This is a genomic window from Kitasatospora sp. NPDC059571 (genome assembly GCF_042735675.1).
Classification (GTDB): domain Bacteria; phylum Actinomycetota; class Actinomycetes; order Streptomycetales; family Streptomycetaceae; genus Kitasatospora.
This window is the reverse complement of sequence record NZ_JBHWBW010000059.1, coordinates 1-24,831: the sequence shown is the minus strand read 5'-3', so window position 1 is coordinate 24,831 and position 24,831 is coordinate 1. Positions and strand designations below refer to the sequence as shown.

At 73.3% G+C, this 24,831-nt stretch carries 24 protein-coding genes; 14 read left to right on the top strand and 10 right to left on the bottom strand.

The features are described from left to right. On the bottom strand, positions 1–563 hold a 563-nt coding region (locus ACFV0G_RS10080), incomplete at its 3' end, for an NAD(P)-binding protein (protein WP_380544637.1). 48 nt (positions 564–611) lie between these two features. After that, a complete protein-coding gene (locus ACFV0G_RS10075; protein WP_380544634.1) occupies positions 612–1,253 on the bottom strand; it encodes a DUF2461 domain-containing protein in 642 nt (213 codons plus the stop codon). Between the two features lie 74 nt (positions 1,254–1,327). On the opposite strand from ACFV0G_RS10075, the gene ACFV0G_RS10070 reads away from it, so the two are divergent. After that, on the top strand, positions 1,328–1,660 hold the full coding sequence (locus ACFV0G_RS10070; RefSeq protein ID WP_380544631.1) for a hypothetical protein: 333 nt from the start codon (positions 1,328–1,330) through the stop codon (positions 1,658–1,660). A gap of 89 nt (positions 1,661–1,749) precedes the next feature. Here the strand turns inward: ACFV0G_RS10070 and ACFV0G_RS10065 are convergent, their stop codons facing one another. The 4 genes from ACFV0G_RS10065 to ACFV0G_RS10050 form a co-directional block, all read right to left on the bottom strand. Then, entirely contained in the window at positions 1,750–2,712 is a 963-nt protein-coding gene (locus ACFV0G_RS10065) for a heme A synthase (protein ID WP_380544628.1), read from the bottom strand. 63 nt (positions 2,713–2,775) lie between these two features. After that, positions 2,776–4,302, bottom strand: a complete 1,527-nt coding sequence (locus tag ACFV0G_RS10060; RefSeq protein ID WP_380544625.1) for an acyltransferase — start codon at positions 4,300–4,302, stop codon at positions 2,776–2,778. A 1-nt stretch (position 4,303) separates the two neighbouring features. Beyond that, on the bottom strand, positions 4,304–6,460 hold the full coding sequence (locus ACFV0G_RS10055; RefSeq protein WP_380544622.1) for a bifunctional polysaccharide deacetylase/glycosyltransferase family 2 protein: 2,157 nt from the start codon (positions 6,458–6,460) through the stop codon (positions 4,304–4,306). 97 nt (positions 6,461–6,557) lie between these two features. Continuing rightward, on the bottom strand, positions 6,558–7,118 hold the full coding sequence (locus ACFV0G_RS10050) for a hypothetical protein (protein ID WP_380544619.1): 561 nt from the start codon (positions 7,116–7,118) through the stop codon (positions 6,558–6,560). 264 nt (positions 7,119–7,382) lie between these two features. Here ACFV0G_RS10050 and ACFV0G_RS10045 point away from each other — a divergent pair, with 264 nt between their 5' ends. Beyond that, the gene (locus ACFV0G_RS10045) at positions 7,383–8,426 is read left to right on the top strand and encodes a glycoside hydrolase family 26 protein (RefSeq protein ID WP_380544616.1); all 1,044 of its coding nucleotides are present in this window, start codon (positions 7,383–7,385) and stop codon (positions 8,424–8,426) included. A 66-nt stretch (positions 8,427–8,492) separates the two neighbouring features. Here the strand turns inward: ACFV0G_RS10045 and ACFV0G_RS10040 are convergent, their stop codons facing one another. Beyond that, complete coding sequence (locus ACFV0G_RS10040) at positions 8,493–9,212, bottom strand: ABC transporter permease (protein WP_380544646.1); 720 nt, start codon at positions 9,210–9,212, stop codon at positions 8,493–8,495. 50 nt (positions 9,213–9,262) lie between these two features. Next, entirely contained in the window at positions 9,263–10,183 is a 921-nt protein-coding gene (locus ACFV0G_RS10035; RefSeq protein WP_380544613.1) for an ABC transporter ATP-binding protein, read from the bottom strand. A gap of 165 nt (positions 10,184–10,348) precedes the next feature. Between ACFV0G_RS10035 and ACFV0G_RS10030 the strand changes: the two genes are divergently transcribed. From ACFV0G_RS10030 to ACFV0G_RS09990, 9 genes are all read left to right on the top strand, one after another. After that, positions 10,349–11,206, top strand: a complete 858-nt coding sequence (locus ACFV0G_RS10030) for a helix-turn-helix transcriptional regulator (protein ID WP_380544643.1) — start codon at positions 10,349–10,351, stop codon at positions 11,204–11,206. Beyond that, on the top strand, positions 11,199–12,611 hold the full coding sequence (sufB, locus tag ACFV0G_RS10025) for a Fe-S cluster assembly protein SufB (protein ID WP_380544610.1): 1,413 nt from the start codon (positions 11,199–11,201) through the stop codon (positions 12,609–12,611). Before ACFV0G_RS10030 ends, sufB begins: the two co-directional genes overlap by 8 nt. A 55-nt stretch (positions 12,612–12,666) precedes the next feature. Next, positions 12,667–13,902 carry a Fe-S cluster assembly protein SufD gene (gene sufD, locus ACFV0G_RS10020; protein ID WP_380544607.1) on the top strand — a complete coding sequence of 412 codons (1,236 nt, stop codon included), beginning with the start codon at positions 12,667–12,669 and terminating at the stop codon, positions 13,900–13,902. Beyond that, positions 13,899–14,216, top strand: a complete 318-nt coding sequence (locus ACFV0G_RS10015) for a bifunctional 3-phenylpropionate/cinnamic acid dioxygenase ferredoxin subunit (protein ID WP_380544604.1) — start codon at positions 13,899–13,901, stop codon at positions 14,214–14,216. The genes sufD and ACFV0G_RS10015 overlap by 4 nt, the downstream gene beginning before the upstream one ends. Before the next feature lie 6 nt (positions 14,217–14,222). After that, positions 14,223–14,987: a Fe-S cluster assembly ATPase SufC gene (sufC, locus tag ACFV0G_RS10010; protein ID WP_380544600.1), complete on the top strand. Its 765-nt coding sequence runs from the start codon at positions 14,223–14,225 to the stop codon at positions 14,985–14,987. Then, complete coding sequence (locus ACFV0G_RS10005) at positions 14,984–16,240, top strand: cysteine desulfurase (protein WP_380544597.1); 1,257 nt, start codon at positions 14,984–14,986, stop codon at positions 16,238–16,240. Before sufC ends, ACFV0G_RS10005 begins: the two co-directional genes overlap by 4 nt. A gap of 12 nt (positions 16,241–16,252) precedes the next feature. After that, entirely contained in the window at positions 16,253–16,705 is a 453-nt protein-coding gene (sufU, locus tag ACFV0G_RS10000) for a Fe-S cluster assembly sulfur transfer protein SufU (protein ID WP_380544594.1), read from the top strand. A 16-nt stretch (positions 16,706–16,721) separates the two neighbouring features. Further along, positions 16,722–17,123, top strand: coding sequence for a metal-sulfur cluster assembly factor (locus tag ACFV0G_RS09995; protein ID WP_380544591.1), 402 nt, complete (start codon positions 16,722–16,724; stop codon positions 17,121–17,123). 166 nt (positions 17,124–17,289) lie between these two features. After that, a complete protein-coding gene (locus tag ACFV0G_RS09990) occupies positions 17,290–18,150 on the top strand; it encodes a DUF4389 domain-containing protein (RefSeq protein WP_380544587.1) in 861 nt (286 codons plus the stop codon). On the opposite strand, the gene ACFV0G_RS09985 is transcribed toward ACFV0G_RS09990, so the two are convergent. Next, the gene (locus ACFV0G_RS09985; RefSeq protein ID WP_380544584.1) at positions 18,045–19,382 is read right to left on the bottom strand and encodes an MFS transporter; all 1,338 of its coding nucleotides are present in this window, start codon (positions 19,380–19,382) and stop codon (positions 18,045–18,047) included. The two genes, ACFV0G_RS09990 and ACFV0G_RS09985, sit on opposite strands and share 106 nt — an antisense overlap. 291 nt (positions 19,383–19,673) lie before the next feature. Here ACFV0G_RS09985 and ACFV0G_RS09980 point away from each other — a divergent pair, with 291 nt between their 5' ends. Beyond that, positions 19,674–21,326, top strand: a complete 1,653-nt coding sequence (locus tag ACFV0G_RS09980) for a hypothetical protein (RefSeq protein WP_380544581.1) — start codon at positions 19,674–19,676, stop codon at positions 21,324–21,326. Positions 21,327–21,337: 11 nt separating this feature from the next. Here ACFV0G_RS09980 and ACFV0G_RS09975 read toward each other — a convergent pair whose 3' ends face one another. Then, positions 21,338–21,781, bottom strand: coding sequence for a VOC family protein (locus ACFV0G_RS09975; protein WP_380544578.1), 444 nt, complete (start codon positions 21,779–21,781; stop codon positions 21,338–21,340). Positions 21,782–21,973: 192 nt separating this feature from the next. Between ACFV0G_RS09975 and ACFV0G_RS09970 the strand changes: the two genes are divergently transcribed. Then, positions 21,974–23,167: a hypothetical protein gene (locus tag ACFV0G_RS09970; RefSeq protein WP_380544576.1), complete on the top strand. Its 1,194-nt coding sequence runs from the start codon at positions 21,974–21,976 to the stop codon at positions 23,165–23,167. A 154-nt stretch (positions 23,168–23,321) separates the two neighbouring features. Continuing rightward, positions 23,322–24,773 carry an alkaline phosphatase PhoX gene (locus tag ACFV0G_RS09965; protein ID WP_380544573.1) on the top strand — a complete coding sequence of 484 codons (1,452 nt, stop codon included), beginning with the start codon at positions 23,322–23,324 and terminating at the stop codon, positions 24,771–24,773. Positions 24,774–24,831 lie beyond the last annotated feature (58 nt).

Below are 24,831 nucleotides of genomic sequence, written 5' to 3'. Positions count from 1 at the left end.
GGGGTGTGGCCCGCCCCTCCCTCTCGGGTCGGGCGCTTGTGCGACCCCGTGGGGGCGTGGCTGTCCCCCCGGCGGCGCAGCTCCGCCCGGGTGGGCAGCGGCTCGGTGAGCGAGGGGAAGACCCGCTCCGCGACCCGCCCGGTCATGTCGTAGAACTCCTGCCAGGCGGTGTGCTCGCGGTCCGAGCCGGTCAGCTCGCGGAAGGACGCCGCCGTCCGCCCCGCGTCCTCCCGGTCCACCAGCAGGCCGGTCGGGCGCCCGCCGCGCACGGTCGGCGTGTACGAGGAGATCCGCCGGTGCCGCACCGCGAACCGCAGCCCGAGCTCGTCGACGATCTTCTGCGGCAGCAGGCTGACCAGGTACGAGTACCGGGACAGCCGGGCCCCGGTGCCCGGAAAGGCCTCCGCCGAGACGGCCGCGCCGCCGGTGCGGCCCAGCCGCTCCAGGACCAGCACGCTGCGCCCGGCCCGGGCCAGGTAGGCGGCCGCGACCAGGCCGTTGTGCCCGCCGCCGACCACGACCACGTCGTAGCGGGCGCGGGCGGGGGTGTCCTCGCGCTGCATGACGCAGTCCTATCAGAGGCGCTCCGGCCGGACCAGGGTGCGGACGGCTCAGCGTGCGGGCAGTTCGCTCGGCCCGACGTGGCCGTCCAGCCAGTCCTTGAGCGGCTGGGAGGCGCGCAGGAAGGCGGTGATCCGCCGGTACGCCTCCGGGGTGCCCAGCCAGGCGGCCGGGGGCCACTCCTGCCAGGCGACCAGGCCCTTGTTGCGGAGCAGGCCGATCCTGGGGTGGTCCTTGGTGTACCCGCGCGGCGCGGACTTCAGCGGGTCCCGGCCGACCACGGCGGGCCCGGCCTTCTCCACCGCGGCGATCACCCGCTCCAGCTCGGCGCCGGAGACGTCCTCGGCGACCGCCGCCCGGTAGCGGGCCAGCTGGTCGGGGGCGAGCTGGTACAGCCCGTTGCCGCAGGCCAGTCCGTCGGCGGAGAGCTGGATGTAGCCGCCGGCCTCCAGATAGGCGCCGATGTGCGTCTTGTACGGGGTCTTGTCGGCGCTGAAGCGGACGTCGCGGTACGGGCGGAAGATCTTGCCGGGCCCCCAGTCGTCCTCCAGGGCGTCGAGCAGGTCGGCCATCGGGCCGCGGACCACCTCCTCGTACCGCTCCTTGTGCGCCGTCCAGAACGTCTTGGAGTTGTCGGCCTCCAGCTGCTCGTAGAACTCGAGCGCCTCGGCGGGCCAGCCTTCGAAGGTCACGGCACCAGCGTATGTGGCCCGCCGCACACGGCGCTCCCGTCGCCACGGCGTGTACCGATCGGTAGCATGCGGTCATGACCAGCGCAGAGACCGCCGCCCCCGCCGCGCAGGACGCCCGTACCGAGCGCCGCGCCAAGCGCATCGCCAAGCACCTCACCGCCTTCGCGGCGCAGCACGGCGGCAGCGCCGACGGCGTCGTCGAGTACGTCGGCCGCACCGCCACCCGGATCGTGCTGGTCGGCGCGGACGGCGCGTGGGGCGACCAGGTCGCCCCGACCTACGCCGTCGGGCGGCGGGCCGCCGAGCTGGCCGGCCTGACCCTGCACGACTCGTTCGAGGGCGAGCTCGGCCTCAAGGTGCGCACCGGCGCCTACGAGTGGAAGCGGATGGCCGGCATCCAGATCTGACCGGGCACCGCCCGGGAGCGCGACGGCGCGCGGGGCCCCGGGGGGGGCCCCCCGCGCGCCCCCCCCCCCGGTCGCGGTGTGGGGGCGGCTCAGGCGCCGACCGGCACCGGGGCGGGTGCGGCCGCGGGCAGCGGGGCCCGGGTGCGCAGCGCCAGCGGCACCCGCAGCGCGGCGCCCCAGACCAGGGCGGCGCCCAGCATGTGCAGGCCGACCATGAGCTCGGGCGCGTCGGTGAAGTACTGGACGAAGCCGAGCACGCCCTGGAGCAGCAGCAGCGCCAGCAGGTCGCGGATCCGGGCCCGGGCGGCGGCCGGGGCGCCGACCGCGGCGAGCACGAAGACCGCCGCCACGACCAGGCCGACCGACAGGAAGGCCAGGTCGGCGTGGGCCTGGGCGAGGCGGTCGTAGTCGATCGGGATGCGCCACACCGGCTTGCCGTCCGCGCCGGGCGCGCCCGGGTGGTGGCCGGCGCCGGTCACCAGCGTGCCGACCGCGACCAGCAGGCCGACCACCGCCACCAGCAGGTAGGAGAGGCGGTGCAGCGGGCGGGCCACCAGCAGCTCGGGAGCCGCGTCGCCCTCCTTCGTCCGCTCCCACATCAGCACCGCGACCCAGACCAGGGCCATCGCGGCGATCATGTGCAGGGCCACCACGTACGGGTTGAGGCCGGTGAGCACGGTGATGCCGCCGAGCACGGCGTTGCTCATCACCAGCCAGAACTGCAGCCAGCCCAGCCGGGTCAGGCCGCGCCGCCAGGGCGCGGCGCAGCGGGCGGCCAGGATCGCCCAGCCGATCGCCGCGCAGAGCACGTAGGTGAGCATCCGGTTGGTGAACTCGATGACGCCGTGGACGCCCATCGCGGGCGTGGGCGTCAGGCTCTCGCCGGTGCAGCGCGGCCAGGTGGTGCAGCCGAGGCCGGAGGCGGTCAGCCGGACGGCGCCGCCGGTGACGACGATGACCACGCTCATCACGAGCGCGGCCAGCGCCGCCCGGCGGACCGTGGCGGCCGACGGGCGCCACCGGTCGGCGAGCAGGGCGAAGGGGGTAGACACCGCTTCATCCTAGGTCGCCCTTATCCGGATCTTTGCGGAGGGTCCGGACGGATCGGAGCGTCCTCAGGCCGCCCGGCGCCTGCCGCGCGCCCTGCGGGGGTACGGGAAGAGCCGCGGCGAGCGTTTCGCCGCGACGTCCTCCATCCATCCGAAGGTCAGCACCAGCAGGGCGATCAGCGGCAGCGCGACCATCAGCGGGAACCAGTGGCTGCGCAGCAGCCACTGCGCGTGCTCGAACAGGAAGTCCACGTTCCACAGCTGGTCGATGATCGGGATGGCCAGCACCAGTGCCGTGTTGTGCCAGAGGTAGACGCTGACCGCCCGCGCGTTGAGCAGGCTGATCACGCCGTTCCAGCGTTCCAGCGGTTTGGGCCAGGTCTCCCAGGACGGGCTGAGGTGGAGCAGCAGCAGGACGAAGCCGAACGACCAGACGGCGTTGGCGAACGGGATGCTCTCCAGGTCGGTCGCGACCGTCGGGTCGTCGATCGGCCGGCTCATCAGGTACCACAGGCCGCCGACCATGATCAGCGGGGCCAGCGACGGCGCCAGGTACTGCGGCAGCCGGCGCAGCACGCCCTCCTGGTGCGCCATGCCGAGGATCCAGCAGGAGCCGAAGGTCGTGAAGTCGGTCGCGGTCTCCCAGATCCGCCCCTCCTGGTCGAAGAGGCCGGAGTTGATCACGAACGAGATCACCAGCGGGGCGAAGAGCGTCACCCAGGGCAGCCGCCGCAGGCCCTTGAGGAGCAGCGGCGACAGCAGCACGTACCAGAGGTAGGCCCGCAGGTACCAGAGCGGGACGCCGAGCTGCTCCGCCCAGCTGCCCTCCAGGATCCCGTGGAAGCCGTGCAGGTTCGTGCCGAACGGCGGGGTGGAGAGCGGCAGGATCCAGAACGCCAGCTTGCCCCACCACCAGTTGGGGTGGCCGTCGGCGTTCGGGCCCCAGCCGTCCAGCAGCTCGAAGGTCATCAGGACCGCGCCGAACAGCCACATCGGCGGCAGCAGGCGGCGCAGGCGGCCGCGGATGACGCTGAGCGCCGGGCGGCTGAGCGAACGGACCATCAGCGAGCCGGCGAGCGCGAACATCACGCCCATCGACGGGAAGACCAGCGGCAGCCAGGTCCAGCCGAAGTTGTGGTAGACGACGACGCGGACGAGGGCCAGCGCGCGGAGCATGTCGAGGTAGCGGTCGCGGCCGCCCTTGCGGGCGGGCTTCGGCTGCTCGGCGGGCTCCTCGGCGGCCTCCTCGGGCCCGGCCTGCGGCGCGGGGGTGCCGGAGGCGTACTGGGTGTCGAAGGTGTGGGCCAGCTCGGCGAGGTCGGAGGGCACCCGGAGCTTGAGGGTCTCCTCGTGGCGCGGCACGGTGGGCCGCGTCCCGCTGCCGCGCTCCGCCGCCGGGCGGGGTGCGGCGGCCGGTGCGGGTGCCGGCGCCGGGGCGGGGGCGGGCGGGCCGGAAGCGTACTGGGCGTCGAAGGCCCGGGCCATCTCGGCGAGGTCCGCGGGCATCCGGAGCTTGAGGGTCTCCTCGTGGCGCGGCCCCCGGGCGCCGGGGACCGCGGACCGGGGGTTGCCCCGGTCGGCAGGAGCGGACACGTCAGGCCTCCACGATCGGGGCGGCGACCTCACCGGTCCGCCGGAGCTTCTGCCAGCGCAGCCGGCCGCCGGTCAGGGCGGTGATCGACGACTGGAGCAGGACGAGGTACATCAGCTGCCGGTACACGACCTGCTGGACGGGGAGCGTGACGAGGTGCCACGGCTTCTCCTTGTCGAGCCGGAACGCGAACCAGGCGAGGCCGCCCTGGACGACCAGCACGGTCGCCCAGGCGGCGAGCGTCTTCGGGGCGTCGACGAAGAGGATGCCGTACAGCAGGAACAGGTCGATCAGCGGGGCCAGCAGCGGGGCCACCACGCCGAACAGCACGACCAGGGGCAGGCCGACCCGGCCGAAGCGGCCCGCGGGGCCGCGGTCGATCAGCGCGCGGCGGTGCTTCCACATCGCCTGCATGGTGCCGTAGCTCCAGCGGTAGCGCTGCGACCAGAGCTGTTGCATGCTGGCCGGCGCCTCCGTCCAGGCGCGGGCCTTCTCCGCGTACACCACGCGCCAGCCCTTGCAGAGCATCGCCATGGTGATGTCGGTGTCCTCGGCGAGGGTGTCCTCGCTCATGCCGCCGACCTCCAGCAGCGCCTCGCGCCGGAAGGCGCCGATCGCGCCGGGGATGGTCGGCATGATGTTGAGCGTGTCGTACATCCGGCGGTCGAGGTTGAAGCCCATCACGTACTCGATGTGCTGCCAGGCCCCGATCAGGGTGTCCCGGTTGCCGACCTTGGCGTTGCCGGCGACCGCGCCGACGGCCGGGTCGGCGAACGGCTGGACGAGCTCGCGGACGGTGGACGGCTCGAAGACCGTGTCGCCGTCCATCATCACCACGATGTCGTGCGAGGCGTTGCGGATGCCGTTGTTCAGCGCCGACGGCTTGCCGCCGTTGGGCTGCCGGATCAGCCGGACGAACGGCAGGTCCATCTCCTCGACGATCTTCGAGGTGTCGTCGCTGGAGCCGTCGTCGATGACGATGACCTCGATCGGGTGCTCGCTGGCGGCCAGCGAGTTCAGGGTGTTGGCGATGCACTCCTGCTCGTTGTACGCGGGCACCAGCACGGTGACCGGGCGGGTGACCTCGGGTCCCCAGGTGAAGTCCGGGCGCCGGGCCCGCCAGGCGTGCCGGGAGGCCAGCACCAGCATCAGCGCGAACCGGGCGAACACCAGCACGCCGACGAAGGCCAGCAGGTCGACCAGCCACGGCAGCAGGTTGACCGCGATCTGGGTGCCGAGGATGAAGGCCTTGCCGGCCCACAGTTGGTAGCCGTGCACCGGGGTCATCGCGTTGCTCGCGCCCAGTGCCTCGGAGATGCTGGTGAAGCGGTAGTTCTGCGCCTGCAGCTCGTCGATGATCTTCCCGAGCGCCGCCACGGTCTGCGAGCGGTCGCCGCCGGCGTCGTGCAGCAGCACCAGCTCGCCCTTGCCGGGCACCTTGGGCATCGCCGTCTTGACGATCTCCTCGACACCCGGCCGCTTCCAGTCGTCGGTGTCGGAGTCGATGAACGCGGTCAGGTAGCCGAGCTTGCCGATCTGCTTGGTGACCGGCCAGTTCCAGTCGTCCAGCGCGTCGGCGGTGGAGGAGTACGGCGGCCGGAACAGCGAGCTGTGCACGCCCGCGACGCCGGCCAGCGCGAGCTGGGTCTGGCCCAGCTCCCAGGCGAGCCGGGTCTTGGTCTGCAGCGCGAGGTCGGGGTGGGTGAAGGTGTGCAGGCCGATCTCGTGGCCGTCCGCGACGATCCGCCGGATCAGGTCGGGGTTGCGGGCCGCCATCGACCCGGTGATGAAGAAGCTGGCGTGGATGTGGCGGGCCTTCAGCAGGTCCAGGATCTGCGGGGTCCACTTCGGGTCCGGGCCGTCGTCGAAGCTCAGCACCACCGTGTGGTCGGGCACCGAGTAGCTGACCGGGTGGTCGTTCTTCGCCCCGCGGGCGTCGATGATCGGTCCGCCGGTGAGCAGGTTCGGCGGGACCGTCCCCTTGTCGACGGAGACGGCCGTGCGCTCGTCGTGGAACACCTCGTTGGTGGCCATCCCGCGCAGCACCATCAGCGCGAGCAGACAGACCAGCAGGGTCACCGGCAGGAAGAAGCGCAGCGGCGGTGCGGCGAGTCGGCGGGAGCGGCGGATCGACTCTCGGGGGCGCTGGTGGCGGGACATGGGCTGTTCCTGGGGTGCCTGGCGGGTGGGCGCGGGGGTGGAGCGGTGCCGGGGTGCACGGGGTCGCGGGAGTGCCGTGCGGCGGCGGGGCGGCGGGTCAGCCGGCCGGGGCGGCTCGCCCGGAGTCCTCGTCCCGGTCGTCGCCGGAGCCCCCCGGTCGGTCGAGGCCGGCCTGGGCGGCCCGGGTGGAGGTGGTGGTCGCGCCGGTCCTGACCGCGGTGGTACCGGGCTTGTGGGTCGCCGTACCGGTGCTGCGGGTGACCGGGCTGTGGCTGGCGCCGGGCTTGGCGGAGCCGGAGGCGCGGGCGGAGCCGCTGGGGTGGGCGGAGCCGGACGGCCTGGCGGTGCCACTGGCGGAGGCGCCGGGGGAGGCGCCCGGGGAGGGCGAGGCGTCGGCGGACGGTGCGGGCGAGCCGCTCGGGTGGGCGGAGGGCACCGGGATGGTGGAACTCGGCTGCGGGGGCACCCGGATCGCGGGGGCGTGCGACTGCAGGCCGACCAGGCTGCCGGTCATGGCCGCGGCGAGCATGGTGGAGGCGAGGCCGATCAGCCAGCCCAGGCCGCGCAGGCGCCGGCCGCGGGTACCCGACTGGTCGACGAAGACCGGGGCGGCCTCGGCGTGGACGACCGGCGGGGCCTCGTCGGTCAGGGGCGGCACGGATGCCGGTATCGCTGGGCCCACCGCACGCGCCTTTCCCCGAGGTGAACCGCACCCGCGCGGGGTGCGATACACGGACGCTAGTTCACTCCGGGTGCCTGATTCTGCGTCAATGTTCGTTTTGGGTAGTTATGCGGCGCCCTTGTGACCGTATCGAGATTCCCTGCCCACGATCCATGCCTGGCGGACGGTCTCCGTTCACCACATAGGATGCCCGCATCCCTCAGGCCCGTCGGCTGCGAGACTCCCAGGAACGGCACCACCGTGATCAGACGAACCTTCGCCCGGCCTGCCGCGCGCCGGCTGGCGGCACTGGCCCTGGCCGCTCCGCTGCTCGCGACCGCCTGCTCGACCGTCGAGCCGGGCGACGCGGGCGGCGACGGTTCCCCCGCGGACCCGGCGGCCTCCTCCTCGGCGCCGGCACTGCCGCCGTACGACGCCTCGGCGCTGCGCAAGCCGTCCGGGCGGATGCTCGGCGTGGCCTCCGAGGGCGGCCCGGCCGACCTCGCGCCGGTGAACTCCTTCGCCGCCAAGTCCGGGCACCACCCCGACGTGCGCGAGTACTACCAGGAGTGGGGCGAGGACTTCGACACGGCCGGCAACACCGCGCTGTGGAAGGCCGGCGTCCTGCCGCTGCTGTCGCTGGTGCCCGACCAGACGCCGCTGGCCCGGATCGCCTCCGGCGCCGAGGACGCCTATCTGACCCGGTTCGCCCAGCAGGTGCGCGGCTTCCAGGGCCCGGTGGTGATCGCCTTCGCGCCCGAGATGAACGGCGCCTGGACGCCCTGGGGCCCGGGCAAGGCCACCGCGGACGACTACGTGAAGGCCTGGCGGCACATCCACGACGCCTTCCGCGACCAGCAGGCCACCAACGTGCTCTGGATGTGGACCCCGCACGTGGCGGACAGCGGCACCGGCGCGCCGCTCAAGCCGTACTACCCCGGCGACGACTACGTGGACTGGCTCGGCCTGATCGGCTACTACGGGCCGCAGGACGGCACCGCCTACAAGAGCCTCTTCACGCCCACGCTGAAGACCGTGCGCGGCTTCAGCGGCAAGCCCGTGCTGATCGCCGAGACCGGGGTCGCCGAGGGCCCGCAGAAGGTCGCCCAGATCAACGACCTGTTCTCCGGCGCGGCCGGCACCGACGGCCTGATCGGCCTGGTCTGGTACGACCTGCGCAAGAAGTGGCCCGGAGCCACCCAGCTGACGGACTGGCGGGTCGACAGCTCGGCCGCCGCCGCGGCCGCGGTGGTGAAGGCGGTCGGCGCCAAGGGCTTCGGCCACCCCGTCACCCCGGCGGGCTGACCCCGCACCGCACGTGCCGCAGGGGCGCCCCCGCCGGGGGCGCCCCTGCTCCGTCGTGCGGGCCGGTCACTCCCAGCGGAAGAACCGCGCCGCCGCGGCCAGGCCGAGCACCGCCCAGGCCGCGAGCACCCCGAGGTCCGACCAGGGCACCCCGGCCCCGAGCTGGAGCACCGAGCGCAGCCCGTCGGAGAGCGCGCTGATCGGCAGCAGCTCCAGCACCGGGCGGACGGCCGCCGGGAACTTCGACAGCGGCACGACCACCCCGCCGGCCAGCAGCAGCAGGATGAACACCAGGTTGGCGCCGGCCAGGGTGGCCTCCGCCCTCAGCGTGCCCGCCATCAGCAGGCCGAGCCCGGAGAAGGCGGCGGTGCCCAGCACCAGCAGGCCGGCGACGGCGGCCGGGTTGCCCTGCGGCGACCAGCCGAGCGCCAGCGCGATCCCCGACAGCAGGGCCACCTGGAGCGCCTCGGTGACCAGCACGCAGCCGGTCTTGGCGGTCAGCAGCGCCCAGCGCGGCAGCGGGGTGGCGCCCAGGCGCTTCAGCACGCCGTAGCGCCGCTCGAAGCCGGTCGCGATGGCCTGGCCGGTGAACGCGGTGGACATCACCGCCAGCGCCAGCAGGCCCGGGGCGAGGAAGTCCACCCGCTTGCCCGGCCCGTCGGCCGCGACGATGTCGACGGAGCTGAAGAGCACCAGCAGCACGGTGGGGATGATCACGGTCAGCAGCAGCTGTTCGCCGTTGCGCAGCAGCATCCGGGTCTCCAGCGCGGTCTGCGCCAGCAGCATCCGGCCGACCGGGGCGGCGCCCGGCCGCGGCGTGTAGTCGGTCGCGTCGGTCACGAGCGCAGCTCCCGTCCGGTGAGTTCCAGGAAGACGTCCTCCAGGCTGCGGCGCTGCACGCCGAGCCGCTCGGGCAGGACGCCGGCGTCGGCGCACCAGGCGGTCACCGAGGCGACCAGCCGGGGGTCGACCTCGGCCTCCACCCGGTACGCGCCGGGCGTCGGCTCGGCCACCACCGCGCCGGCCGGCAGCACGGCGCGCAGGGCGGCGAGGTCGAGCCCGGCCGGCCCCTCGAAGTGCAGGCTGCCGTCGGCCCGGCAGAGCTCGGCCGGGGCACCGGTGGTGACGACCCGTCCGCGGTCCACGATGGCGACCTCGTCGGCGAGCTGCTCGGCCTCGTCCATGTGGTGGGTGGTGACGACCACGGTGACGCCGTCCCGCTTCAGCTCCCGGACCAGCTGCCAGGTGGCGCGGCGGGCCTGCGGGTCGAGGCCGGCGGTGGGCTCGTCGAGGAAGACCACCTCGGGCCGGCCGACCACCGCCATGGCGAGGGCGAGCCGCTGCTGCTGGCCGCCGGAGAGCCGGCGGTACGGGGTCCGGCCGCAGGAGTCCAGGCCGAGCCGCTCCACCAGGGCGGGCACGTCCAGCGGGTCCGCGTGCAGCCGGGCGGTGTGGGAGAGCATCTCGACCGCCCGGGCACCGGGGTAGACGCCGCCGTTCTGGAGCATCACCCCGATCCGGGGGCGCAGCCGGGCCGCGTCGGCGACCGGGTCGAGGCCGAGCACCCGGACGGTGCCCGCGTCGGGGCGGCGGTAGCCCTCGCAGGTCTCGACGGTGGTGGTCTTCCCGGCGCCGTTCGGACCGAGGACGGCGGTGATCGAACCGCGGGCGATGGCCAGGTCGAGCCCGTCCACGGCCGTCTTGGCGCCGTACCGCTTGACCAGTCCGGTCACCTCGACGGCGGGTGGAGTCTGCATACCGGCGAGTGTAAGAGGACGCCCCCCGGTGCCCCCGCACCGGCTCCGGCGCCGGGTTTGCGCAGGCCAGGTAAGGCTTGCCTGCGTGATCGAGGTCATCGGTGCGACCTGGGTCACGGCTTGTTCCGACGGAAGGAATTACGCAACAATGGCGTTGTGAAAAACATGCGCGAGCACTCCGCACAGGACAGGGTGGCCGAGCCGGCCCCCGGTTGTGCCGTGCCCGCGACGGCGGCCGAGGTCCTGCTGGAGGGCCACCGGGCGACCCGGGACCGGGTCGCCCGCTCGATCCTGGACCACGGCCCGTCCTCCGCCGCCGACCTGTCCGGCCGCCTCGGCCTGACCGCCGCCGCCGTCCGCCGCCACCTCGACTCGCTGGCCGCCGCAGGCCTGGTCGAGTCCCGGGAGCAGCGGGTCTACGGCAGCCGCGGCCGCGGCCGCCCGGCCAAGGTCTTCGCCCTCACCGAGTCCGGCCGGGACGCCTTCTACCAGGCGTACGACCAGCTCGCGGCCGATGCGCTGCGCTGGATCTCGGAGGCGGTGGGCGGCGGCGCCGCGGGCGAGGAGGCGGTCGCCGCCTTCGCCCGGGCCCGCTTCGCCAAGCAGGGCCAGAAGTACCTGGACTCCCTGGAGCAGGCCGGCGCCGACGGCCGCACCGAGGCGCTCGCGGAGGCGCTGAGCGCCGACGGGTACGCTGCCACGGTGCGGCGAGTGCCGTCGGCCAACGCGGCGAAGGCCCCGGCCGGCGCCCAGCTCTGCCAGCACCACTGCCCGGTCGCGCACATCGCCGAGCAGTTCCCGCAGCTCTGCGAGGCGGAGACCGAGGTCTTCTCGCAGCTTCTCGGCACCCATGTGCAACGGCTGGCCACCATCGCCCACGGCGACGGGGTCTGCACCACGTATGTGCCGGCATCCGGTGCCGCACCGTCGTCCGCCGACCGGCGGACGCCCGGTGCCGTGCCGACTGCCGGTACGTCCCCAACCGAAACGGCTCGTCCGCGCGGAGGAATTTCGCATGACTGACATCGCACACCCGGAGCTCGAGGGCCTGGGCACCTACGAGTACGGCTGGGCCGACTCCGACGAGGCCGGCAGCGCTGCCAAGCGCGGTCTCAGCGAGGAGGTCGTGCGCGACATCTCGGCGAAGAAGAACGAGTCCGAGTGGATGCTCAACCTGCGTCTCAAGGGCCTGAAGCTCTTCGGCAAGAAGCCCATGCCGACCTGGGGCTCCGACCTGTCGGGCATCGACTTCGACAACATCAAGTACTTCGTGCGCTCGACCGAGAAGCAGGCCGAGTCCTGGGAGGACCTGCCCGCCGACATCAAGGCGACGTACGACAAGCTGGGCATCCCGGAGGCGGAGAAGCAGCGCCTGGTCGCCGGTGTCGCGGCGCAGTACGAGTCCGAGGTCGTGTACCACCAGATCCGCGAGGACCTGGAGCAGCAGGGCGTCATCTTCCTGGACACCGACACCGCGCTGAGGGAGCACCCGGAGCTCTTCAAGGAGTACTTCGGCACCGTCATCCCGGTGGGTGACAACAAGTTCGCCTCGCTGAACACGGCGGTGTGGTCCGGCGGCTCGTTCATCTACGTGCCGAAGGGCGTGCACGTCGACATCCCGCTGCAGGCCTACTTCCGGATCAACACCGAGAACATGGGCCAGTTCGAGCGGACGCTGATCATCGTCGACGAGGACGCCTACGTCCACTACGTCGAGGGCTGCACCGCGCCGATCTACTCCTCCGACTCGCTGCACTCCGCGGTCGTGGAGATCATCGTCAAGAAGGGCGGCCGCTGCCGCTACACGACCATCCAGAACTGGTCGAACAACGTCTACAACCTGGTCACCAAGCGCGCCGTGGCGTACGAGGGCGCGACCATGGAGTGGGTCGACGGCAACATCGGCTCCAAGGTCACCATGAAGTACCCGGCCGTGTACCTGATGGGCGAGCACGCCAAGGGCGAGACCCTGTCGATCGCCTTCGCCGGCGAGGGCCAGCACCAGGACGCCGGCGCCAAGATGGTCCACATGGCGCCGAACACCTCCTCGTCCATCGTCTCCAAGTCGGTGGCGCGCGGCGGCGGCCGCACCTCGTACCGCGGCCTCATCGAGATCGGCGAGGGCTCGCACGGCGCCAAGTCCAACGTGCTCTGCGACGCGCTGCTGGTCGACACCATCTCCCGCTCCGACACGTACCCGTACGTCGACGTCCGCGAGGACGACGTCTCCATGGGCCACGAGGCGACCGTCTCCAAGGTCAGCGAGGACCAGCTCTTCTACCTGATGAGCCGCGGCATGACCGAGCAGGAGGCCATGGCGATGATCGTCCGCGGCTTCGTCGAGCCGATCGCGCGCGAGCTGCCGATGGAGTACGCGCTGGAGCTCAACCGGCTGATCGAGCTGCAGATGGAGGGCGCGGTCGGCTGACCCCGGCCCCCGCACCCGCCCGTCCGACTTTCAGGAAGAGAGCACTACGACAGCCATGGCTGACGCCACCAACACCGCAGGATCCACCACCGCCGGTTCGATCGAGGTCGGCACCGCCGGCGCCGGCGCGCAGCTGGCCGGCCCCGGTACCGGCCGCACCGCCGTGCAGCAGCCGATCGACGCCCGCGTCGCGGTCAAGCCGTCCTACGACGTGAACGACTTCCCCGTGCCGACCGGCCGCGAGGAGGACTGGCGGTTCACGCCGATGCACCGCCTGAACGGCCTGCACGACGGCACCGCCGCCGAGGGCGCCACCGGCCAGGACAAGCTGGAGCTGGCCCTGCCGGACGGCGTCACCGCCGAGACCGTCGGCCGCGACGACGCCCGCCTCGGCAAGGCCGGCAAGCCGGTCGACCGGGTCGCCGCCCAGGCGTTCAGCTCCTTCGAGCAGGCCCTGGTGGTGACCGTCCCCAAGGAGCAGGTGCTCACCGAGCCGGTCCGGATCGACGTGCACGGCGAGGGCGGTGTCCGCTTCGCCCACGTGGTGGTGGACGTCAAGCCGTTCGCCGAGGCCGTCGTGGTGATCAACCACACCGGCACCGGCACCCGCGCCGCCAACGTCGAGCTGTTGGTCGGCGACGGCGCGAAGCTGACCTTCGTCTCCGTCCAGGACTGGGAGCGCGACGCGGTGCACGCCGCCCAGCACACCGCCCTGGTCGGCCGGGACGCCTCGTTCAAGTCGGTCGCGGTCACCTTCGGCGGCGACGTGGTGCGCCTGCACCCGCGCGTGGTCTACGGCGCCCCCGGCGGCGAGGCCGAGCTCTTCGGCCTGTACTTCGCCGACGCCGGCCAGCACCTGGAGCACCGCCTGGTGATCGACCACGACACCCCGCACTGCCGCTCCAACGTGGTCTACAAGGGCGCCCTCCAGGGCCAGGACGCGCACGCGGTCTGGGTCGGCGACGTGCTGATCCGCGCCGCCGCCGTCGGCACCGACACCTACGAGCACAACCGCAACCTGGTGCTCACCGACGGCGCCCGGGTCGACTCGATCCCGAACCTGGAGATCGAGACCGGCGAGATCGTCGGCGCCGGCCACGCCTCGGCGACCGGCCGCTTCGACGACGAGCAGCTGTTCTACCTGCAGGCCCGCGGCATCCCGGCAGAGGAGGCCCGCCGCCTGGTGGTCCGCGGCTTCTTCGCCGAGCTGGTCCAGCAGATCGGCGTCGCCGAGATCCAGGACCACCTGATGGAGAAGATCGAGGCCGAGCTGGAAGCGACGGTCGCATGAGCTACCTGCGCGCCTGCGCGCTGAGCGACCTGTCGGAGGACGTGCCGCGGCGCGTCGAACTCAACGGCGTACCGGTCTCCGTGGTCCGCACCGACGAGGGGGTGTTCGCGATCAACGACATCTGCTCGCACGCGAACGTCTCGCTCTCCGAGGGCGAGGTCGAGGACTGCATGATCGAGTGCTGGCTGCACGGCAGCAGCTTCGACCTGCGCACCGGCAAGCCGTCCGGGCTGCCCGCCACCAAGCCGGTCGCCGTCTATCCCGTGAAGATCGAAGGGGACGATGTGCTCGTCTCCGTCAACCAGGAGTCCTGAGTCCATATGGCTACCCTTGAAATCCGCGACCTGCACGTCTCCGTCGAGGCCGAGAACGGCCCCCGCGAGATCCTCCGCGGTGTCGACCTCACCGTGAAGCAGGGCGAGACGCACGCCATCATGGGCCCCAACGGCTCCGGCAAGTCCACCCTCGCCTACTCCCTGGCCGGCCACCCGAAGTACACCGTCACCGGCGGCGAGGTGCTGCTGGACGGCGAGGACGTGCTGGCGATGTCCGTCGACGAGCGGGCCCGCGCGGGTGTCTTCCTCGCCATGCAGTACCCGGTCGAGGTCCCCGGCGTCTCGGTCTCCAACTTCCTGCGCACCGCCGCCACCGCCGTGCGCGGCGAGGCCCCCAAGCTGCGCCTGTGGGTCAAGGAGGTCAAGGAGGCCATGGCCGCGCTCCAGATGGACCCGGCCTTCGCCGAGCGCAACGTCAACGAGGGCTTCTCCGGCGGTGAGAAGAAGCGCCACGAGATCCTGCAGCTGGAGCTCCTCAAGCCGAAGATCGCGATCCTCGACGAGACCGACTCCGGCCTGGACGTCGACGCGCTGCGCATCGTCTCCGAGGGCATCAACCGGGTCCGCTCGACCGGCGAGGTCGGCACCCTGCTGGTCACCCACTACACCCGCATCCTGCGGTACATCAAGCCCGATTACGTCCACGTCTTCGCGGCCGGCCGCATCGTCGAGTCCGGCGGCGCCGAGCTCGCGGACAAGCTGGAGAACGAGGGCTACGAGAGCTACGTGAAGGGCGGCGCTTCCGAGTGACGAACCTGCCAGGCCTGCTCGACACGGACGCGATCCGCAAGGACTTCCCCGTCCTCCAGCGGCTGCTGCACGACGACAAGCCGCTGGTCTACCTGGACAACGCGGCGACCTCGCAGAAGCCGCGCCAGGTGCTGGAGGCGCTCACCGCGTACTACGAGCGGCACAACGCCAACGTGCACCGCGGCGTGCACGTCCTCGCCGAGGAGGCCACGGCGCTGTACGAGGGCGCCCGCGACAAGGTCGCGGCCTTCGTCAACGCGCCGAGCCGGGACGAGGTGATCTTCACCAAGAACGCCTCGGAGTCGCTCAACCTGGTCGCCAACATGCTCGGCTGGGCCGACGAGCCCTACCGCGTCGACGCGGACGCCGAGATCGTGATCACCGAGATGGAGCACCACTCCAACATCGTCCCGTGGCAGCTGCTCTCGCAGCGCACCGGCGCGAAGCTGAAGTGGTTCGGGCTGACCGACGAGGGCCGGCTCGACCTGTCGAACATCGACGAGCTGATCACCGAGAAGACCAAGGTGGTCTCCTTCACCCTGGTCTCCAACCTGCTGGGCACGGTCAACCCGGTCGAGACGATCGTCCGCAAGGCCCAGTCGGTCGGCGCGCTGGTCGTCATCGACGCCTCGCAGGCCGCCCCGCACATGGTGCTCGACGTGCAGGCGCTGGAGGCCGACTTCGTCGCCTTCACCGGCCACAAGATGCTGGCCCCGACCGGCATCGGCGTGCTCTGGGGCCGCCAGGAGCTGCTGGAGGACCTCCCGCCGTTCCTGGGCGGCGGCGAGATGATCGAGACCGTCACCATGGGCTCGTCCACCTACGCCCCGGCGCCGCACAAGTTCGAGGCCGGCACGCCGCCGATCGCCCAGGCCGTCGGCCTCGGTGCGGCGGTGGACTACCTCACCGGGATCGGCATGGAGAACATCGCCGCCCACGAGCACGCCATCACCGCGTACGCGGTGGAGCGCCTGCTGGAGGTGCCGGACCTGCGCATCATCGGCCCGCGCACCGCCGTGGACCGGGCCGCCGCGATCTCCTTCACGCTCGGCGACATCCACCCGCACGACGTGGGCCAGGTCCTCGACGAGCAGGGCATCGCCGTCCGGGTCGGCCACCACTGCGCGCGGCCGGTCTGCCTGCGGTACGGAATTCCGGCGACCACGCGGGCGTCGTTCTATCTGTACTCGACGCCGGCCGAGGTCGATGCCCTGATCGACGGCCTGCACCACGTGCGCAACTTCTTCGGCTGAGGTGACGTCCGCATGAAGCTCGACTCGATGTACCAGGAGATCATCCTGGACCACTACCGCAACCCCCACGGCAAGGGGCTGCGGGCCGGTGACGCCGAGGTGCACCATGTGAACCCCACCTGCGGCGACGAGATCACCCTGCGGGTGCGCCTCGACGGCTCCACCGTCGCGGACGTCTCCTACGAGTCGCAGGGCTGCTCGATCAGCCAGGCCAGCGCCTCGGTGCTGAACGACCTGGTGGTCGGCAAGAGCGTCGGCGAGGCCCAGGCCGTCCAGGAGGCGTTCCTGGAGCTGATGCAGAGCAAGGGCCAGGGTGAGGGCGACGAGGAGGTGCTGGAGGACGCGGTCGCGTTCGCCGGCGTCTCCAAGTACCCGGCCCGGGTGAAGTGTGCGCTGCTCAGCTGGATGGCCTGGAAGGACGCCACGGCCAAGGCACTGGGCGGCCAGCCCGCCATCAACGACTGAAACGGACGGATCTCTTATGAGTGACCGCGAGACCCCGGCCGCCGAGGCCGCCGAGGCCCCTGCCGAGGCGCCCGCCGTGACCGGCCAGGTCGCCTTCACCAGCGCCGGCACGGTGTCGGTCGAGGACCTGCACGAGGCCCTGATGGACGTCGTCGACCCCGAGCTGGGCATCGACGTGGTCAACCTCGGCCTGATCTACGGCATCCACATCGACGAGGGCGACGTCGCCACGGTCGACATGACGCTCACCTCGGCGGCCTGCCCGCTGACCGACGTCATCGAGGACCAGGCGCGGACCGCCACCGACGGCCTGGTCAAGGACCTGCGGATCAACTGGGTCTGGATGCCGCCGTGGGGCCCCGACAAGATCACCGACGAGGGCCGCGACCAGCTCCGCGCGCTCGGCTTCAACGTCTGACGCGCACCCTCGCCGACCGCCCCCCGCCCGTACCCGGGCCGGGGGCGGTCGTGCGTGCGGGCCCGGCCGGCTGTCGGCCGTCCGGGTCGGGCCAGGTGTCGCACCCGTGCGCGGCCGGGAATGTCATTCCGTCGTCCGCACCGGTCGACGAGCCAGGGAGCACAGCGTGGCGACGGGCACATGGCAGACACCACCCGCGTACCCCGGGCCGGCGGAGGTCCTGCCGGAGCTGGACGTCCCCGCACCCGACCGGCAGCGCCGGCTCACCGTGCTGCTGCGCTGGCTGCTGCTGATCCCGCAGTTCGTGGTGGTGTGGGCGCTGTCGCTGCTGGCCTTCGCGGCCGTGGTGGTCGGCTGGTTCGGCGCCCTGGCGCTCGGCCGGCTGCCCGAGCCGATCGAGCGCTACCTGGCCGGCTTCGTGCGGTACGACACCCGGGTGCGCGCCTCGGCGATGCTGCTGGTCGACCGGTACCCGCCGTTCGCCTGGAGCCCCGAGGACTACCCCGTCCGGGTGGAGCTGAAGCCCGGGCCGCTGAACCGGCTCGCGGTCCTCTTCCGCCTGATCCTGATGATCCCGGCCGCGATCGTGGAGAGCCTGCTGACCGGCGGCTGGTACGTCGCGGCCTTCGTGATCTGGATCATCGTGCTGGTGCTCGGGCGGATGCCGGAGCCGCTGTTCGGGTCCAGCGCGGCCGTCCTGCGCTTCACCACGAGGTTCAGCGCCTACGTGCTGATGCTCACCGCCGCCTACCCGAAGCGGGTGTTCGGGGACGACGGCGTGCCGCCGGTGGGGCCGGCCGTCTCCGCGACCCGGCCGCTGCTGCTGACGGCCGGGGCGAAGGCGCTGGTCGTGGTCTTCCTGGTGCTCGGCCTGGGCAGCAGCATGGCCGGCTCGTTCAGCAGCTCGGACCACGACAACGGCTACAGCGCGCGGCTCCGCGGCCGGGCGGTCACCGCCACCGCCAGGGCGACGCAGGCCAGCGCCGCCACCGAGGCGAACCCGCTGACCGCGGGCAGCAGGCCGTAGCGCTGGGTCAGTGCGCCGACCACGACGATCGGCAGCGAGCTGCCCAGGTAGACGATCACCCACAGGGCGGACAGCTCGCTGCCGCGCCGCTCCGGGTCCATCGCGCCCACCGCGCCGGTGAACAGCGAGCGGAACGCCACCCCCTGGCAGCACCCGCCCAGCACGCTGCCGATGAACAGCAGGGCCGGCGTGCCGGAGTACCCGGCCGCCACCACCAGGGCGAGCCCGCCCGCCAGGCCGGCCATCCCGAGCGCGATCACCAGCCGGTCGGCCGTCGGCGGCACGACCAGCTGCGCGGCCGCCGAGGAGCCGAGCAGCAGGGCCGCCACCACCGCGCCGGTCAGGTGCGAGTCCGAGTGCAGCAGTCGCGCCGCGAAGGCCGGCGCCAGGCTCAGGTACACCCCGAACACCGCGTACGAGACGAAGCCCGCGCACGCGGCCAGCAGGAACTCGCGCCGGCCGCGGCGCGGCAGCCGCAGCCGCTGCGGGCGCAGGTGGGCCGGGGTGGTGATCCGCGGCGGCGTGGCCGCCGGGCGCTCCCGGCCCGGCATCCGCGGGTGCACCACGGCGAGCGGCACGCAGAGCGCCAGCAGCGCCAGGGCGTGCAGCAGGAACGGGGTGAGCAGCGGCCGGTCGCCGGTGGCCAGGCTCGCGCCGACGACCGGGCCGAGCGCGACGCCGCCGGCCGAGCAGGCCAGGGTCAGCTTGGCGGCCAGGGTCGGCCGGTCCGGCAGCAGGTCGCCGAGGGCTGCCCCGGCGGCGCCGGTGGACAGCCCCACCGCGATGCCCTGGACGGCGCGCCCGACGGCGAGCAGCGCGAAGGTGTGCGCGTTGGCGAAGACCGCGTCGCCGAGGGCGGCGAGCCCGACCGCGGGCAGGATCAGCGCGCGCCGGCCGAGGTGGTCCGACCAGTGGCCGACCACGGCGAGGACGGGCACCAGGGCGAAGACGTAGACCGTGAACAGCACGGTGGTGTCCAGCGGGGTCAGCCCGAGCTGCTTCTGGAGCAGGGGATAGATCGGGGTCGCCAGGTTGGCGCCGATCAGCATCAGGAAGAGGGCGGCGGCCACCAGGCCGACCCGGATGCCGCGCAGCGCGTTCCAGCGGCTGATCGCGGAGAGGCGGAGCTGGGCACGCGGTGCGAGCTCCGGGGGAAGCAGGGCCTCCGACAGTCGGCGCCCGGGGTACTGCGCGGTGCGCAGGCCGGGGCCGGCGGGGGAGAGGTCCGCCATGGCAGGGGTCTCCTGTTGGCCGGGCACCACCGGGGCCGGTCGGGCCAGGGGTGGCGGCCGTGGTTGCGGAGTCCGGGTGGCGCGGGGTGTGCTGTGCCAGGGGGTGGGCTTCGTCGCCCGGGGCTGCGCGGGGTGTGCGCGTCGCCCGATGAAGGATACGTGGTCACGGCGGGTGCGCGGCGCGCGCCCGCCGGGTGCGCACGGTGGGCTCGGTCACCGATACGCTGAGTGGATGGGCCGGTGCGTGCCGGCCGCTGGCCGCACCACAGCCACCACGGGAGATCGCCAACGATGGCCGGACGACGCCGCAACACCCCTGACCACTCGTCGCAGCCGGGTGAGGGCTCCGGCCCCGGCGGGAGCCGACTGCCGGCCGACTACGACCTGGCCGAGCTGTACGGGGCGCAGGGCGGGGACGGGGACGACGAGGACTTCGACGACAGCGCCGTCCTCGTGCCGCCGATCGCGCTGCCGCCGAAGGAGGAGCTGGCCGCCGCGGCGCTGGCCGTCCCGCTGATCGCGCACGCGCTGAAGCTGGGCCGCTGGGCGGCGCCGCACCGCGTGGTGGACGAGTTCGGCGACCTGGTGGAGGCCGACCAGGGCGCGGCCGCCCGGCTGCTGGAGCTCGCCCCGCAGGACGGCGAGGTGTCCGAGGACGCGCTGCTGGAGGCGGTGCGGGCCTGGTCGCTGGCGTGCGACCTCGACCTGGTGACGCTCGGCACCACCGCGGCCGGCGAGCACGTCGCGGTGCCGGCGCAGGAGCTGGAGGACGTCGAGTCCGGCGACGTCGAGGCCGCCCTGGACCTGTGGCTGACCGCCGCCGGGATCGTCCGCGAGCTCGCCGTGGAGGCGGACTCCTTCGACGTCGAGGGCGAGGGCGAGGGCGGGGAGGAGCCGGAGGAGGCCGACGAGAGCGGCCTGGCGGAGGTGGAGGAGGCCAGCGAGGCCGCGGCCGAGCTGCTCGACGAGGCCCTGCAGGTGCTGTACGAGTTCACCGCCTTCGCCGACCCCGGTGAGGAGACCGTCCCGCTGGGCGTCCTGGCGGCGCTGCTGGTGGTGCCGGAGGGCGAGGAGCCCGACGAGGAGATGCTCGGCGAGATCACCGACGTGATGGTGACGCTCGACCCGATGCTGGCCGACCTGGCCGAGCTCGGCCTGGTGCAGCACCGCCCGATCGACCCGGAGCTCTTCGAGGAGGAGGACGAGGAGGCGGCCGCCGCCCCGGAGGCGGGCGGCCCGGAGGACGGCGGGGAGCTGAGCGACGAGGACGCGGCCCGGTTCGGCACGGTCCGGCTCACCCCGCTCGGCCAGTACGCGGTGCGGGAGTGGCTGCTGGCCGACGGCTACGACGCCCCGCTGGTCGGGGAGCTGTCCGAGGGCGACGCCCAGGCGCTGCTGACCGCGCTGGCCGAGTCGGCGAACCTGCTGCCCGACCGGGAGATCGCGGTCTGGCTGGCCCGCCGGGAGCCCGCCGCGGCCGCGCGCGAGCTGCTGGCGGCCGCCCGCGGGCGGGACGCGTACAGCCCGGTGCGGCGGATGTACTGCGCGGCCGCGCTGGACTCGCTGGGCGCGGTCGGCGACGAGGCGTTCACCGAGGTGGTGGACGACCCGGACCTCGGCGGCCTGGCCCGCGAGGTGCTGCGCGGGCACGGTGCGCCCGTCGAGGCGGCCGAGCGCGACGCGGCGCTGTGGCACGCGGTGGACGCCTTCGCCGCGGTGCTGCTGGCCGGCCGCGGGGACGCGGTGCAGCTGCGCGGGCTGGTGGCGGCGCTGCCGGTGACCGACAACCCGGCGAGCTACTTCGGCGAGGTCTGGCGGGTGCCGCACCCCTACACCGCGCAGATGCTGGACACAGTGGGCGAGCTGCACCTGGACCGGTCGGTCGCCAAGGAGGCCCGGAAGGCCGCCGTGAAGGCGAAGTCCCTCCGGGCCCAGCAGGGCTGACCCGCCGCCGGTCAGGGCAGGTCGAGGCTGCCGTCCTCGGTGAACGGGAAGAACGGGTTGTGGGCCAGCTCCCAGAGGTGGCCGTCCGGGTCCTCGAAGTAGCCCGAGTACCCGCCCCAGGAGGTCGGCGCCGGGGGCTTGACCACCGCGGCGCCGGCGGCGAGCGCCACGGCCAGGGCGGCGTCCACCCGTTCGGGGGATTCGAGGTTCACCGCGAGGGTCACCCCGCGGAACGACGGCTCGCCGCCGGAGGGCACCCCGGCGTCGGCGGCGAGCTCGTCGGCGGGGAACAGGCCGAGCACCGAGTCGGCGGTGCGGAACCAGACGATCTCCGGGCTGGACGCCGCCGACCGCTGCCAGCCGAGCGCCTCGTAGAAGGCCGCGGACCGCGGCAGGTCGCCGACGCCGAGGGTGACGATGCTGATGCGGGCGGGGAAGCCGGTGGTCGATGTCATGCCGATCAGCGTAGGCAGCGGCGCCGACATCCGCGCCGGGACGCGGCCGGTCCGGCACCGGCCGGGCGAAGCTGATGCCCCGGCAGGTGCGCGGGCCGTATCGTGGGGCGGGCGCGGCCGGGGGCCCGGGGCAGGGCCCGGCCGGCCGCGGCGGACGAACTGTGCGGCGAGTACCCGGGGGTGCGGCAGAGCATGATGAGGCAGGGCGGGAGCAGGCCCCAGGATCCCGAGGACTTCTACGCCGACCACGAGGAGCACAACCGCCGGGTGATGTCCGAGGTGGACTTCCCGGTGTACGGCGCGGACCCGGGCGTATCCCTCACCCACACGGCGCGCGGCGGGCAGAGCGCGCCCCCGAATGCACCGGCTGCCGGGCCGGGCGGCGAGGCCGGCCCCGGCGTCGGCGCGGCCCGCGAGGCACTGGCCGAGTACGAGGTCTTCAACGGCCGCCTCGGCTGGGTCGAACTCCGGTCCGGCGACTGGACGTCGCTCACCGGTCCGTACGTCTCGGTGCGCACCTACCGCCCGGGCGCCGAGCACGCGCAGCCGCTGCCGGAGCTGGAGGACGTGGTCGAGGACGAGCGCGACCGGCTGTACGAGCACCTGGACGTCGACGAGGGCGACGGGCCCGGCCGGGTCCGCGCACTGCGCGAGTGGATCACCGTCGAGGGCGAGCCGCGCGCGGTGCAGATCCACGAGGACACCCGGGCCGCCGAGGGCGGCGCGGACGGTCCGCCGGTCTGGGCCGGCCGGCTGCGGGTGGACGGGATCACCGTGACGGTCACCGGCCGCGGCGTCCCGCCGGGCGGCGTCGAGCTGCGCCGGGTGGAGGACTTCGAGCGCTTCATCGTCGGACGCAGCGAGCTGATGCGGCAGCTGGCGGACCGTCAGCGCTCGCGCAGCGTACCGCTGGAGGAGCGCGCGCTGCCGCCGGTGACCGGGCTGGAGGCGCACCGTGCGGTGGTCGAGCACACCGTCGCCGAGTCGCTCGCGATGGAGGCCCAGCTGCGGTCGCGGCGGACGGCGCGGATGCCCCGCCGGCTGCGCGGCGAGGCCGGGGCGGAGCGCTGGGAGGCGGCCGTCCGCCAGCAGATGCGGCTGGCCTCGGAGAACCGCGAGGAGGCCACCGACGCCATCTCCACCATGGTCAACCACCTGACCAGGCTGGCCCAGAACACCGACTGGCTGGTGGGCACGCCGGAGGGTGCGGCGGCGGTCGAGGAGGTCGTGCGCTACACGGCCTTCGCCAGCGAGGTGCCCAGCCTGCCCGCGCAGCGGGCCTGGGAGCGGCTGTGGTCCGGCGGTACCCCGGAGCTGCCGTCCGGCAGCGAGGACGCCTGGCTGACCGCCTGGGAGCAGTGGCGGATCGAGCGCACCCAGCACTGACGGGACGGACGGGCCGCCGGGTAAAGCGGAGGTCATGGGTCGGCACAAGGACGGCAAAAAACCACGCGGGCGCAGGGCCCGATTCACGCCGGGTTCACCCGGCCCGCGGAGTCTGCTGCGCGTCGCGAACCGTCCGACCCTCTGGAGTGACGCCATGCCGCTGTCCCGCCGGGACTTCGTCAACCGCTCGACCCTGCTCGGGGCCGGCGTGCTCATCGCCGGCAACGCCGAGGTGCTGGCCACCGCCCCGGGCGCGATCGCCGCCCCGGCCGGCGGCGAGGCACCCGCTGGCAGGGGCGCGCCGACCGCGCTCGGCTACGGCCCGCTGGTCGCCGACCCGAAGGGCGTGCTCGCCCTGCCCGAGGGCTTCGGCTACCGGATCATCACCCAGACCGGGCGGACCACCCTGGTCACCGGCGAGTCCACCCCCAGCAACCACGACGGCACGGCCGCCTTCCCCGGCCGCCACGGCGCCACCCTGCTGGTCAACAACCACGAGCTCAAGGGCGCGCGGGCGAACTGGCCGCACCCGGTGCCGCTGCTGGCCGGCCACGTGTACGACCCGGCCGCGGCCGGCGGCTGCACCGTGGTGGAGGTCCGCGACCACGGCCGCAGCGTGCGCGAGTGGGTCGGCATCGCCGGCACCTCCACCAACTGCGCGGGCGGGGCCACCCCGTGGGGCACCTGGCTGTCCGGCGAGGAGACCGAGGACCGGGCCGGCCAGAACGGCATGACCAAGGACCACGGCTACATCTTCGAGGTCGACCCGTACGACCAGGACGCCAACCGCGACCCGAAGCCGGTCAAGGCGTTCGGCCGCTACCCGCACGAGGCGGCGGTGGTGGACCCGCACCGCGGCCACGTGCTGCTCACCGAGGACGCGGCCGGCCCGAACGGACTGCTCTACCGCTGGACCCCGCCGGCCGGCTTCCACCACGGCCGCGGCCGGCTGCGCACTCTCGCGGACGACGCCGGCGTGCTGGAGGCCTTCAAGTGCTTCGACTCGCGCGGCAAGCTCGTCGACGACCTGTCCCGCGCGACGCGGATCGGCACGACCTACGGCGTGGACTGGGTGAAGGTGCCGGACCGCGATGCGCGGACGGTCTCCGTCCGCAAGCAGTTCAAGGACGGCGAGGTGACCCGCTCGCGCAAGCTGGAGGGCATGTGGTGGGGTGACAACGGCGTGTACTTCGTGGCCAGTTACGCCCGGGACGAGAGCCCCGTCCAGCACGACGGCCAGGTCTGGTTCTACAGCCCGTCCCGCCGCACCCTCACCCTGAGGGTGCTGCTCGGCGTCAACAAGGACGTCTGGGCGGACCACGGCAACTTCGACGGGCCGGACAACATCACCGTCTCCCCGCACGGCGGCCTGGTGATCGCCGAGGACGGCGAGGGCGTCCAGCACCTGTTCGGCACCACCGACGACGGCCGGACCTTCCCGATCGCCCGCAACGAGTACAACCTGGGCACCGCCGAGAAGCCGGAGTTCAGCGAGTTCACCGGCGTCACCTTCTCCGCTGACGGCCGGACGCTGTTCGCCAACATCCAGGAGCCGGGCATCATGCTCGCCGTCACCGGCCCCTGGCACCGGGTGCACCGCCGCTGACGACGGCCCCTTCGGCTGCCCGCCGCCGACGCCCCGGTATCAGGCGTCGTCGGCGGGC